The following is a 13,295-nucleotide window of genomic DNA, read 5'->3' as shown; positions in this document are numbered from 1 at the left end:
GACGCCACCGACGAGCTCGAGCGCGAGCGCAACCGCGAGCCGGCCCTCAAGACCGACTACCGGGGCAAGCTGGCTCAGGCGGTCAACCTGCCCGAGCTGCGCAAGCAGAAGGTGCAGGTCGAGGAGTACGTGACCCAGCTCGAGAAGCAGCTTCCCGGCAAGGCCGAGATGGATGCGCTGCTGTCCGACATCAACCAGGCCGGCCTCGGCCGTGGCCTGCAGTTCGAGCTGTTCCGCCCAGGGCAGGTCGCGGTGAAGGACTACTACGCGGAGTTGCCGATTTCGATCAAGGTCACCGGCCGCTACCACGACATCGGGGCGTTCGCTGCCGACGTGGCGAACCTCTCGCGCATCGTCACGCTGCACAACTTGACGATCGGCGCCGCCGGGGCGCAGCCGGGGCAGGCCGCCACCGGCGCGGCGGCCAGTGCAGGCACCGGCAGCCTCAGCATGGACGCCACTGCGCGCACTTATCGCTATCTGGATCCGGCCGAAGTCGAGTCGCAGCGCAAGGCCAGGGATGCCGCCGCCAAGCCGGGAGGGGCCAAGCCATGACGAGGCCTTCGGTCTCCCGTTTCGTGCGCGTCGCTGCGGCGACCTGCGCGCTGCCCGTGATGCTCGCCGCCTGCGGTGGCGAGCAGGAAGAACTGCAGGGCTGGATGGATCAGCAACGCCGGGAGGTCAAACCGAACGTCGCGCCGCTGTCGCCGCCGAAGCGTTTCGACCCGCAGCCCTACGAACAGGCGCGTGCGATCGATCCGTTCAGCAACCAGAAGTTGGCCGTCGCGCTCAAGCAGGAGCAGCGCCAGCCGAATTCACTGCTGGCCGGCGAGATGAACCGCCGCAAGCAGCCGCTCGAGGCCTATCCGCTTGATTCGATGAGCATGGTGGGCAGCGTCGCGCGGCGCGGCTCGCAGTCCGCCCTGTTGAAGGTGGACAACCTGCTCTATCAGGTGAAGGTGGGCGACTACCTCGGTCAGAACTACGGAAAGATCACCAAGATCACCGAGACCGAGATCGGCTTGCGCGAGGTGGTTCAGGACGCGGCGGGTGAATGGATCGAGCGTCCTTCGACCCTGCAGCTGCAGGAGAAGACGCGATGAAGAACGCTTGGGGGACGATGACCATGAACCAGTGGCGAGCGCCGGCCGTCGCGCTTTCGATGTGCCTCGCCGCGGCGAGCGCCTGGGCGCAGAACGCAATCCAGTCGATCAACAGCCAGCAGCAAGGCGCCGCGGACGTGGTGCGCATCGAGATGAGCGACGCGTTGTCGGCCGTGCCCGCGGGCTTCGCGGTGCAGACGCCGCCGCGCATTGCGATCGACCTCCCCGGCGTAAGCAACGCGATGGGCCGCAGCAACTTGGAGATGAACCAGGGCAACCTGCGTTCGATCAGCGTCGCGCAGGCCGGTGACCGCACGCGGCTCGTGCTGAATCTGAAGACGCCGGGCAACTACACGGCCAGCCTCGATGGCAAGGCACTGGTGCTGACGCTGCAGACTTCGGCGAACGTCGCCGCGGCGCCGGTCGCCACGCCGGCCGCGACTCCTTCGGCGGCCACGCCTTCGGGCGTCAGCAGCACGCCGCCGCAGCGCTTCGCCGACAGCCTCAATCAAGCGCCGCAGGTGCTGCGCAACGTCGACTTCCGTCGCGGCCAGGACGGCGCGGGGCGCGTCGTCGTCGATCTGCCGAGCAACCAAGTCGGTGTCGACATCCGCCAGCAAGGCCAGAGCCTCGTTGTCGAGTTCCTGAAGACCAATCTTCCGGAATCGCTGCGTCGTCGGCTCGATGTCACTGACTTTGGCACGCCGGTGCGCACCGTCTCGACGGTGCAGAGTGGCGACAAGGTCCGCATGGTCGTCGAGCCGACGGGCGTGTGGGAGCACAGCGCCTACCAGACCGACAACCAATTCGTGCTCGAGGTCCGGCCGCAGAAGGTCGATCCGAACAAGCTGACGCAGGGACCGGGCTATTCGGGCGAGAAGCTGTCGCTCAACTTCCAGAGCATCGAAGTGCGCGCGCTGCTGCAGGTCATCGCCGACTTCACGAACTTCAACGTCGTCACCAGCGACACCGTGACCGGCAACGTCACCCTGCGGCTGAAAGATGTGCCCTGGGATCAGGCGCTCGACATCATCTTGCAGGCGAAGGGCCTCGGCGTGCGCAAGAACGGCAACGTGCTGTGGATCGCGCCGAAGGACGAGATCGCGACGAAGGAAAAGCTCGAACTCGAAGCGAAGGCGCAGATCGCATCGCTGGAGCCGTTGCGGACGCAGGCCTTCCAGCTCAACTACGTCAAGGCGGAAGAGATCGCCAAGGGACTTACCGGCCAACAAGCGGGCCAGGGCGGCGGCGGGGGTGGCGGCGGTTCTGGCGGCGCCAACAACTCGCGGATCCTGTCAAACCGTGGCAGCGTGGTGTACGAGAGCCGCACCAACCAGCTGTTCATCAGCGACACGCCTTCGAAGCTTGAGGAGGTCGCGCAGATCATCGCGCGCATCGACATCCCGGTACGGCAGGTGCTGATCGAGGCGCGGATCGTCGAGGCGACGGACACCTTCGGGCGTTCGCTTGGTATCAAGTTCGGCGCTTCGGATTTGCGCGCGCAGCAAGGTGGTGTGCCGGGGTTCAGCCTTGGCGGCAGCAACCGCGCGGCGTTGGCCGGCAGCTACTACGGTGTTGGCTCGACGACTTCGCAGCCGGGAGCAACCAACAACCAAGGCGTCACCACCGCCAACGGCACGCCAAACAGCTATTTCGTCAACTTGCCGTCGATTGGTCAGAACGGCTATGACGCTGCAACGTTCGCAGTCTCCCTTTTCAGTTCTACGGCAAACCGTTTTCTGAATCTAGAGATTTCTGCGTTGGAGGCCGATGGCAAGGGCAAGGTCGTCTCGAGCCCGCGTGTGATCACCGCCGATCAGGTGAAGGCGCTGATCGAGCAAGGCACTGAGATTCCTTATCAGACCGCTACATCGAGCGGAGCGACAGCGATTCAATTCCGGAAAGCGACGTTGAAGCTAGAAGTGACGCCGCAGATCACGCCTGAAGGGAACATCATCCTCGACGTCGATGTGAATAAGGACAGCCCTGGCGCCACAACGGCTGCTGGCATCCTGATCAACACGAAGCATGTCAAAACGCAGGTGTTGGTCGACAACGGCGGCACGGTCGTCATTGGCGGCATCTTCGAGCAGACGGAACAGGAAGACGTGACCAAGGTGCCGTTGCTCGGCGATGTTCCGGTTTTGGGTGCGCTTTTCAGGACCAAGACGCGGACCGCCAACAAGACAGAACTGCTGGTGTTCTTGACGCCGAAGGTCGTGATGGACCGTTCGAGCGCGTCGATGCGGTGAGGCGAATGGAAGCGGGAATGAAGAACATGACAGTGACTTTCACGCGCGTCAATGCGCTGATTGTGGCGGCAGCGTTGTCCGCGTGTGGCGGCGGCGGTGGCGACTCGCTGTTCGTGCCCACCGCGGGCACGGCCGCGTCAGCTCCCCCGACGGCAGCGTCGGGTAGCACGGGCGGCGGCGGCGGCGCCGCTGGCGGAGGCATTTCGACGGTGAGCTCCGGTGTTCCAAGCCAACGGTCGATGTCGCTCTCTGTAGAGAAGTACGCTTTGAACTGGGGCGCTGATGGTGATACGACGACCGTCACAGCGCGCGTGACCGATACGGCGGGCAATCCGGTGCCCAATGGCACCCCTGTTCAGTTTTCGACTGAAGGAGGGCAGATTCAAACGTCCTGTGCGCTGACGGGTGTGATTCAGGGCACTACCACCATCTCTGCCTGCAGCGTCACCTTTGCCACGCAAAACCTGCGGCCTCAAGATGGATTAGTCACCGTGCTAGCTTGGCTGGAAGGGCAGGAGGCCTACATTGACGTCAATGGCAATGGTGCCTACGACGCTGGCGAGCCTTTTTACGATGCCGGACGAATCTTTCGTGATGACAACTCGAACGGGTCCTACGAATCGGTCATCGATGAACTCAGCGTCGGAGGGACAGTCACATCTGCACCAGGGCTCGGTTCTGTCGCGTGTGGTGTGAACGTCGGCACGGCGGCCGGCAGCTTTACGGCTTCGAGCTTCGGCTTTCTCGCATCCAATTCGTCGGGCTTCGACTTAGGGACCGAGCCAAGTTCAGCCGCCAGCACGTGCGATGGCGTATGGGGACGCACGCTCATCAGAGGCAGTGTTGTTTTGCCTGTGTCCGACCCTCGAAACTTTTTTACTGTCACCGCAGCGCGAGATCTTGAAGGGCGGCCGTTCGCCATCGTCTCGACCGATTTTTCGTTGGGTACTCGCGGAGTGTCGCGACCGACTGCAGCACCGACGGGTACGGCGGTGACTGTCGAAGGCGCGCCAGCCAACTGCACCGTCACGATCAGCCCGCCAGCCGTCTTCAGCACTGCGGTGGGCCCAACGGCTCACTTTCTTAACGCGATAGGAGCCGGGTGCAGCGGCGGATCGGTTATCGTGAAAGCCGCTTTTGCAGGCAGAGAGAGTTCTGTCGAGGTGCCGCTCTAGGACTCTGGTTCTGCTGAGTGATCTTAAAGGGCCTGCACAGATCGCCCTCGTCGGTATGCCGGGGGCTGGAAAGTCCTCGGTCGGCAGGCAACTCGCCAAGCGTCTGGGCATCGCGTTCGCCGATGCGGATGCTGTAATCGAGCATCGCCTTAACGAATCGATCCTTAGTTTTTTTGAGCGCGAAGGCGAAGCCCGCTTCCGATATATCGAGCAAGCCGTCATCGCAGACCTCTGTGCGCGGCCGGGCCCCATGGTGCTGGCCACCGGCGGCGGAGCGGTGCTCCGCGAAGCGAATCGTCAGGTGCTCGCGCGCAGCGCAGTCGTCGTCTATCTGCATGCTTCGCCCGACGAGCTTTATCGGAGGCTGCGGTGCGACACAAAACGGCCGCTTCTGCAGACGGCCGATCCGCATGCGGTGCTGAGCAAGATGTATTTCGAACGCGATCCGCTGTACCGGCAGATCTCTCGCTTCTTGCTGGAGACCGGGCGGCCGACTGCGAAGGCGCTGGTCGAAAAAATCGTGGTTGAGCTCCAGTCGTCCGGGTACCTTTAATCCGTCATGCGCGGCGACCGGCTGCGCAACGCAGCAGGGCTAGACTGACACGCTCTTCCACCAACCCGCGCTGCGGCCATCATCGTCGTGGAGTCCTTCACCGTCGGCCTCGGCTCCCGCAGCTACGACATTGTTCTTGGCATCGGCTTGCTGGATCAGCCCCGAGCCTTCGAGGGCGTGCGTGATGCCGCGCTGGCGGTCGTCGTGACAAACACTACCGTCGCTCCGCTCTATGCCGCTGAGTTGGTGCAGTGCCTCGGTCGGCGCCACGGCCGCATCCACACGATTCGTCTGCCCGACGGCGAAAGCCACAAAACCTGGCCCACCCTCAACCTCGTCTTCGACGAACTCCTCTCTCTCGGCGCCGACCGCAAGACCATCCTCTACGCCCTGGGTGGCGGTGTGATTGGCGACATCACCGGCTTCGCCGCCGCCTGCTACATGCGCGGCATCGACTTCGTGCAGGTGCCGACCACGTTGCTGGCACAGGTCGATTCGTCAGTCGGCGGCAAGACGGGCATCAACCACCCGCGCGGCAAGAACATGATCGGGGCGTTCCACCAGCCGCTGCGGGTGATCGCGGATCTGGACACCTTGCGCACGTTGCCGGAGCGCGAATACCGCGCCGGCCTGGCCGAAGTGATCAAGTACGGGCCGATCGCCGACGCGCCGTTCCTCGGCTGGATCGAATCGTCGATCGAACGACTGCTGGCCCGCGACGTCGAGGCGCTGCGCCACGCGGTGCGGCGCAGCTGCGAGATCAAGGCCGCCGTCGTCGGCCAGGACGAGCGCGAAGCCGGACTTCGCGCCATCCTCAACTTCGGTCACACCTTCGCGCATGCGATCGAGGCCGGCCTCGGCTTCGGCGAATGGCTGCACGGCGAGGCGGTCGCCTGCGGCATGGCGATGGCGGCCGACCTGTCGGCCGCAGTTGGCCTGCTGCCGGCAAGCGACGCCGATCGCATCGTGCGCCTGATCGATCGCGCCGGCCTGCCGGTTCGCGGCCCCGCGCTCGGCGCCGGGCGCTACCTCCAGTTGATGCGCGTCGACAAGAAGGCCGAAGGCGGCGCAATCCGCTTCGTGCTGATCGACCGTCTCGGCCACGCCGTCGTTCGTGGCGTGGACGATGCGCAGGTCGAGGCCGTGCTCGAGGCGCGCTGCGACTGAGCGTTCCTGGAGCCGCTCGCGTCGGGTGCTGTCTCGCGCGCGACGAGCGAGCCTCGCTTTCCCCAGTGATGTTCAAACGCCGCAACAAACCGGCGTTGACCCGGTGTTGCAGCTTGGAGCGCCTCGATATATTGCTTTGGCTGACACGCCGCAGTGCGCTGTTGCGCAGTGGGCCGGATGGTCCGCTTCTTCGAATGACGACCGATCGACAGATAACCAAGGAGACATCTCGATGAACAAGTCCCTGATCGCGGCGGCAGCGCTGATGGCCATGGTCGGCGGCGCGCAGGCTCAAGCCAGCAGCGTGACGCTCTACGGCATCGTGGACGCGGCGGTGAGATGGTCCGACAACGAAGGCGTCGGCAAGGACGACATCACCCGCATGGTTGGCGGCGGCATGTCCCAAAGCCGCTGGGGCATCCGTGTCGATGAGGATCTGGGGGGCGGTCTGCGGGCAATCGCCAATCTCGAGAACCGCTTCACCGCCGACGACGGCGCGCAGCAGAACGGCGTCCAGTGGTCGCAGGCCTGGGTTGGCCTGCAGTCGAGCAGCTTCGGTCGCGTGCTTCTGGGTCGTCAGTACAACGTGCTGTTCGACATCATGAGCACCACGTACGCGCCGTACAAGTTCTCGCCGTACATCGAGACCTTCAAACCCGAGCTGTCGCTGCAGGGGGCGGGCGGCGCGGCCGGCCTTGGATCGCGCAACGCCAACATGGTCAAGTACGTGCTGGCACTCGGTGGCCTGATCGCCGAGGCGCAAGTCAGCGCGAGCGAAGGCGACCCGGCGACGCTGAAGTCGATGGGCGCAGCGGCGCGCTACCTGATCGGGCCGGTCGGCTTCGGCGGCGGCTACATCAAGAGCGAGACGGCCGGCGGCCTCGAAGCCGAGGCCTTGCAGGCCGGCGTGGCCTTCACCTCGGGCCCGCTGTACTTGAACTACTCCTACGGCAAGAACAAGTTCGACGCCGGCATCGGTGCCGCCGCGATCAGCGCTGCCACGCTGGGCACCGCCCTCACCGTGCCGGTGTCGACGAATCCGTTCGCCGCGGCCGGCCTGACCGATCGCGATCTGCACACCTTCGGCGCCACCTTCAACATCACGCCGGCGTTTCTGGTCGGGGCGCAGTACTACATCGGCAAGCAGACCGCGACCAGCCCGGCCGGCGCTGAATTGGGTGCGGGCAAGTTGGATGCGTACTCGATCCTCGCGGACTACGCGTTCTCGAAGCGCACCGAGGTCTACATCGTGCACGACTACGTCAAGCTGAAGGACGGCGCCGTGCTGAACGGCACCTTCGCCCCGGGCGCCACGGGCGCGGCCACGTTGGCCAGCGCGATCGCCAATGGCGCGACCAAGCGCAACTCGGTCATGGTCGGCGTCCGCCACCGCTTCTGACCCATCCGAAAGCCGGCTGCTCGCCGGCACACTGGGGGCACCTTCCGGTGCCCCTTTTCGTTTCTGCGCCATGGCCCGACTGCCCCGCCTCGTGATCGCCGGCCTTCCGCACGTCGTAAGCCTGCAGGTCCAGCACGAGCAGACGCTCGCCCACGACGACGCCGATCGCGAGGCCTTGCTGTTGCGGCTGCGCGCGTCGGCCCAGGAGCATGGCGTCGCGGTGCACGCCTTTGCCTTCGACGACGCCGGCCTCGACCTGCTCGTTTCGCCGCCCCAGCCACTGGCGCTCGGCCGCTTCATGCAGAGCATCGCGCGTCGGCATGCGGCCGCGTTCAATCGCCGCCACGCCCGGCATGGCAGCCTGTGGGCCGGCCGCTACCGGACGGCAGCGGTCGAGCCGCAGGCCTGGATGCTGCGCTGCATGCGCTGGGTCGAAAGTCGGGCGCGACGGTCGGCGACTCAAGCGCCGGCGCATGTCTCGGCGGTCATGCAAAGCAGCGAGCCACATCACACCGGCACGGCGGTGGCCGGCTGGCTCGCCGATCCGCCGGCCTACTGGGCGCTGGGCAATACACCGTTCGAGCGCGAACTGGTCTACCGGCAGTGGCTGCACGCGCCTGCGGACCCCGCCGACGCCGACAAGATCGAATCGGCCCTGCGCGGTGGCTGGTTCCTGGGTGACGCAAGCTTCCTCCGCACTTTTTTGCCGCAGCCAGCCCGTGCGGTCGCGCCGCGAGCGCCTGGACGCCCACCCGCAGCGTCAAGCAAACTGTCCCCAAAATTCTGATGGCATAGATGTCGACCGTTTGATGTGAACCCGACCCCGATTAATCCGTTTGTCAGCCTTGCTGCATCGCAGTAGCCTCGCGGCTCCGCGCCATCGCCAGGAGTCGCCATGCCTTCGCCGCTTGCCCGCCGAACCGCTCTGTTGAGCGCTGCCCGCGACGGCCTCTATGCCGCCTCACAGGAGCACGATGCCTGCGGCGTCGGCTTTGTCGCCCACATCAAGGGGCGCCGCAGCCACCCGATCGTCGCGCAGGGCTTGAAGATCCTGGCCAACCTCGACCATCGCGGCGCCGTCGGTGCCGACAAGCTGATGGGCGACGGCGCGGGCATCCTGATCCAGATCCCCGACGAGTCTTATCGGGCCGACATGGCGGCCCAGGGCATCGAGTTGCCGCCGCCCGGCGAATACGGCGTCGGCATGATCTTTCTTCCGAAGGAGCATGCGTCGCGGCTGGCCTGCGAGCAGGCGCTCGAACGCGCGGTACGCGCCGAAGGCCAGGTGCTGCTCGGCTGGCGCGACGTGCCGGTCGATCGCGACATGCCGATGTCGCCGACGGTGCGCGCCAAGGAGCCGGTGATCCGCCAGATCTTCATCGGCCGCGGCACCGACGTGATCGTGCCGGACGCGCTCGAACGCAAGCTCTACGTGATCCGCAAGACGGCATCGAGCGCGATCCAGAAGCTGAAGCTCACGCACAGCCACGAGTACTACGTGCCCAGCATGAGCTGCCGCACCGTCATCTACAAAGGGCTGCTGCTGGCCGACCAGGTCGGCACCTACTACAAGGACCTCTCGGACGAGCGCGTTGCGTCCGCCTTCGCGCTGGTGCACCAGCGCTTCTCGACCAACACCTTCCCGGAATGGCCGCTCGCGCACCCGTACCGGATGGTTGCGCACAACGGTGAGATCAACACCGTCAAGGGCAACTTCAACTGGATGCGCGCGCGTCAGGGCGTGATGAAGTCGCCGGTGCTCGGCGAGGACCTGAACAAGCTCTACCCGATCAGCTTCGAAGGCCAGAGCGACACCGCCACCTTCGACAACGCGCTCGAGCTGCTGACGATGGCCGGTTACCCGCTCGCCCACGCCGCGATGATGATGATCCCCGAGGCCTGGGAGCAGCACACGACGATGGACGAGCGCCGGCGCGCTTTCTATGAGTACCACGCCGCCATGCTCGAGCCCTGGGACGGGCCGGCGGCGATGGTGTTCACCGACGGCAAGCAGATCGGCGCCACGCTCGACCGCAACGGGCTGCGCCCCGCGCGCTACATCGTCACCGACGACGACCTCGTCGTGATGGCGTCCGAATCCGGCGTCCTGCCGATCGCCGAGAACCGCATCGTCAAGAAGTGGCGGCTGCAGCCCGGCAAGATGTTCCTGATCGACTTCGAGCAGGGCCGCATCGTCGACGACGAAGAGCTGAAGAACCAGTTCGCTTCGGCCAAGCCCTACCGTCAGTGGATCGAGAACGTGCGCATCAAGCTCGACGCCGTCCCCATCGCGGCGGCCGTGACCGCGCCGGCAAGCGACACCGCACTGCTCGACCGCCAGCAGGCCTTCGGCTACACGCAGGAAGACCTGAAGTTCCTGATGAGCCCGATGGCGCAGGCCGGCGAAGAAGGCATCGGCTCGATGGGCAACGACTCGCCGCTCGCGGTGCTGTCGGACAAGAACAAGCCGCTGCCCAACTACTTCAAGCAGATGTTCGCGCAGGTCACGAACCCGCCGATCGATCCGATCCGCGAGGCGATCGTGATGTCGCTCGTGAGCTTCATCGGGCCGAAGCCGAACCTGCTCGACATCAACGCGGTGAACCCGCCAATGCGGCTGGAAGTGTCGCAACCGGTCCTCGACTTCGAGGACATGGCGCGGCTGCGCGGCATCGAGAAGCCCACGTCGGGCAAGTTCAAGCCCTACGAGCTCGACATCGTCTACCCGCTGGCCTGGGGCGCCGAAGGCGTCGAGGCACGGCTCGCGTCGCTGTGCGCGCAGGCGGTCGACGCGATCCGCGACGGCCACAACATCCTGATCATCACGGACCGTCGCGTGAGCCGCGAGCAGGTCGCGATCCCTGCGCTGCTCGCACTGTCCGCCGTGCACCAGCACCTGGTGCGCGAGGGTTTGCGCACGACGGCGGGCCTGGTCGTGGAAACCGGCTCGGCGCGCGAGGTGCATCACTTCGCGGTGCTCGCCGGCTACGGCGCCGAGGCGGTGCATCCGTACCTCGCGATGGAAACGCTGGCCTCGCTGCATGTGCAGCTGCCGGGCGAGCTGTCGGCCGAGAAGGCGATCGCCAACTACGTCAAGGCGATCGGCAAGGGCCTGTCCAAGATCATGTCGAAGATGGGCGTCAGCACCTACATGTCGTACTGCGGCGCGCAGCTCTTCGAGGCGATTGGTTTGTCCAAGCCGCTGGTCGATCAGTACTTTCGCGGCACCGCCTCGCAAGTCGGCGGCATCGGCGTGTTCGAGGTCGCGGAAGAGGCGGTGCGCACCCACAAGGCCGCCTTCGGCGACGACCCGGTGCTCGCCACCATGCTCGACGCCGGCGGCGAATACGCCTGGCGCGTGCGCGGCGAAGAGCACATGTGGACGCCCGACGCGATCGCCAAGCTGCAGCACAGCACCCGCGCGAACCGCTTCGAGACCTACAAGGAATACGCTCAGCTGATCAACGACCAGAGCCGCCGCCACATGACGCTGCGCGGCCTGTTCGAGTTCAAGGTCGATCCCGCCAAGGCGATCCCTCTCGACGAGGTCGAGCCGGCGGCCGAGATCGTCAAGCGCTTCGCGACCGGCGCGATGTCGCTCGGCTCGATCAGCACCGAGGCGCACTCGACGCTCGCGATCGCGATGAACCGCATCGGCGGCAAGTCCAATACCGGCGAAGGCGGCGAGGACCCGGCGCGCTACCGCAACGAGTTGAAGGGCATCGCGATCACCGCCGGCACGAAGGTGTCCGACGTGATCGGCGCGAAGGTCATCGAGTCCGACTACGTGTTGAAGGACGGTGACAGTCTTCGCTCCAAGATCAAGCAGGTGGCGTCGGGCCGCTTCGGCGTGACGACCGAGTACCTGGTCAGCGCCGACCAGATCCAGATCAAGATGGCCCAGGGCGCCAAGCCCGGCGAGGGCGGCCAGCTGCCGGGCGGCAAGGTCAGCGACTACATCGGCTTCCTGCGCTACTCGGTGCCGGGGGTGGGCCTCATCAGCCCGCCGCCGCATCACGACATCTATTCGATCGAGGACCTCGCGCAGCTGATCCACGACCTGAAGAACGCGAACCCGCGCGCTTCGGTCAGCGTGAAGCTGGTGAGCGAGGCCGGCGTCGGCACGATCGCCGCCGGCGTCGCGAAGGCGAAGAGCGACCACGTGGTGATCGCCGGCCACGACGGCGGCACCGGCGCCTCGCCGTGGTCGAGCATCAAGCACGCCGGCACGCCCTGGGAACTGGGCTTGGCCGAGACGCAGCAGACGCTGGTGCTCAACGGCCTGCGCGGTCGCATCCGCGTGCAGGCCGACGGCCAGATGAAGACCGGCCGCGACGTGGTGATCGGCGCGCTGCTCGGCGCCGACGAGTTCGGCTTCGCGACCGCGCCGCTGGTCGTCGAGGGCTGCATCATGATGAGGAAGTGCCACCTCAACACCTGCCCGGTCGGCGTCGCGACGCAGGACCCGGTGTTGCGCCGCAAGTTCGCGGGCAAGCCCGAGCACGTCGTCAACTTCTTCTTCTTCGTCGCCGAAGAGGCGCGCCAGATCATGGCGCAGCTCGGCATCCGCAGCTTCGACGAACTGATCGGCCGCGCCGACCTGCTCGACACGAAGAAGGGCATCGCGCACTGGAAGGCCAGGGGCCTGGACTTCAGCCGCGTCTTCCACCAACCGCAGGTCGGCCCCGAGGTGCCGCGCCGGCAGATCGACGAGCAGGATCACGGCCTCGCACGCGCGCTCGACGTGAAGCTGATCGAGAAGTGCAGGCCGGCGATCGAGCGCGCAGAGAAAGTGCAGTTCATCGACGAGGTGCGCAACGTCAACCGCACCGTCGGCGCGATGCTGTCGGGCGAGCTGATCCGTCATCGCCCCGAGGGCCTGCCCGACCACACGATCTTCATGCAGCTCGAAGGAACAGGCGGCCAGAGCTTCGGCGCCTTCCTGGCGCAAGGCATCACGCTGTACCTGATCGGCGACGCGAACGACTACACCGGCAAGGGCCTCTCCGGCGGGCGCGTCGTCGTGCGGCCGAGCATCGAGTTCCGCGGCGACGCGACGCAGAACATCATCGTCGGCAACACGGTGCTCTACGGCGCGACCAGCGGCGAGGCCTTCTTCCGCGGCGTTGCGGGCGAGCGCTTCGCGGTGCGGCTGTCGGGCGCGACGGCGGTCGTCGAAGGCACCGGCGACCACGGCTGCGAATACATGACCGGCGGCACCGTCGTCGTGCTCGGCAAGACGGGGCGCAACTTCGCGGCCGGCATGTCGGGCGGCGTCGCCTACGTCTACGACGAGGACGGCAGCTTCGCGAGCCGCTGCAACACCGCGATGGTCGCGCTCGAGCGCGTGCTGCCCGCCGACGAGCAGCGCTCGACGCAGGACGCGCAGACCTTCCATCGCGGCGTCGCCGACGAGCTGCTGCTGCGCAAGCTGATCGAGGACCACCACAAATGGACCGGCAGCCTGCGCGCACGCGAGGTGCTCGACCACTGGGCGCAGGCGCGCGGCCGCTTCGTCAAGGTCTTCCCGAACGAATACAAGCGCGCGCTGGTCGAGATGGGCGCGAAGCGCGAGACGACCGAGACGATCGCGAAGGCGAAGGGCGCCGAGAAGAGGCCCAGCCGCGCGAAGGCCTGAGCCGAAGC

General features: G+C 66.1%; 9 protein-coding genes. All 9 read left to right on the top strand.

Annotated elements, in window-relative coordinates; genetic code table 11:
- Positions 1-555, top strand: a 555-nt coding sequence (gene pilO / locus VFR90_RS07485; protein WP_326405481.1) for a type IV pilus inner membrane component PilO, incomplete at its 5' end; no start/stop codon positions are given.
- 59 nt (positions 556-614) lie between these two features.
- The gene (locus tag VFR90_RS07480) at positions 615-1,103 is read left to right on the top strand and encodes a pilus assembly protein PilP (protein WP_326405480.1); all 489 of its coding nucleotides are present in this window, start codon (positions 615-617) and stop codon (positions 1,101-1,103) included.
- Positions 1,100-3,355 carry a type IV pilus secretin PilQ gene (locus tag VFR90_RS07475; RefSeq protein WP_414676507.1) on the top strand — a complete coding sequence of 752 codons (2,256 nt, stop codon included), beginning with the start codon at positions 1,100-1,102 and terminating at the stop codon, positions 3,353-3,355. Before VFR90_RS07480 ends, VFR90_RS07475 begins: the two co-directional genes overlap by 4 nt.
- Before the next feature lie 17 nt (positions 3,356-3,372).
- Complete coding sequence (locus VFR90_RS07470) at positions 3,373-4,530, top strand: Ig-like domain-containing protein (RefSeq protein WP_326405479.1); 1,158 nt, start codon at positions 3,373-3,375, stop codon at positions 4,528-4,530.
- Complete coding sequence (locus tag VFR90_RS07465; protein WP_414676508.1) at positions 4,511-5,083, top strand: shikimate kinase; 573 nt, start codon at positions 4,511-4,513, stop codon at positions 5,081-5,083. Before VFR90_RS07470 ends, VFR90_RS07465 begins: the two co-directional genes overlap by 20 nt.
- Before the next feature lie 87 nt (positions 5,084-5,170).
- On the top strand, positions 5,171-6,250 hold the full coding sequence (aroB, locus tag VFR90_RS07460; RefSeq protein ID WP_326405477.1) for a 3-dehydroquinate synthase: 1,080 nt from the start codon (positions 5,171-5,173) through the stop codon (positions 6,248-6,250).
- Positions 6,251-6,275: 25 nt separating this feature from the next.
- Positions 6,276-7,649 carry a porin gene (locus VFR90_RS07455; RefSeq protein WP_326405476.1) on the top strand — a complete coding sequence of 458 codons (1,374 nt, stop codon included), beginning with the start codon at positions 6,276-6,278 and terminating at the stop codon, positions 7,647-7,649.
- The gene (locus VFR90_RS07450) at positions 7,597-8,436 is read left to right on the top strand and encodes a transposase (RefSeq protein ID WP_326405475.1); all 840 of its coding nucleotides are present in this window, start codon (positions 7,597-7,599) and stop codon (positions 8,434-8,436) included. The genes VFR90_RS07455 and VFR90_RS07450 overlap by 53 nt, the downstream gene beginning before the upstream one ends.
- Before the next feature lie 141 nt (positions 8,437-8,577).
- Positions 8,578-13,287, top strand: coding sequence for a glutamate synthase-related protein (locus VFR90_RS07445; protein WP_326405474.1), 4,710 nt, complete (start codon positions 8,578-8,580; stop codon positions 13,285-13,287).
- Positions 13,288-13,295: the final 8 nt, after the last annotated feature.

The organism is Methylibium sp., assembly GCF_035762065.1.
Taxonomy (GTDB): Bacteria; Pseudomonadota; Gammaproteobacteria; order Burkholderiales; family Burkholderiaceae_C; genus Methylibium.
This window is presented reverse-complemented; position numbering and strand designations above follow the sequence as displayed.

Bases quoted from the DNA above. Each gene is read 5' to 3' on its own strand.
- VFR90_RS07480 (WP_326405480.1), top strand. From the start codon at position 615: ATGCTCGCCGCCTGCGGTGGCGAGCAGGAAGAACTGCAGGGCTGGATG.
- VFR90_RS07475 (WP_414676507.1), top strand. From the start codon at position 1,100: ATGAAGAACGCTTGGGGGACGATGACCATGAACCAGTGGCGAGCGCCG.
- VFR90_RS07470 (WP_326405479.1), top strand. From the start codon at position 3,373: ATGAAGAACATGACAGTGACTTTCACGCGCGTCAATGCGCTGATTGTG.
- VFR90_RS07450 (WP_326405475.1), top strand. From the start codon at position 7,597: ATGGCGCGACCAAGCGCAACTCGGTCATGGTCGGCGTCCGCCACCGCT.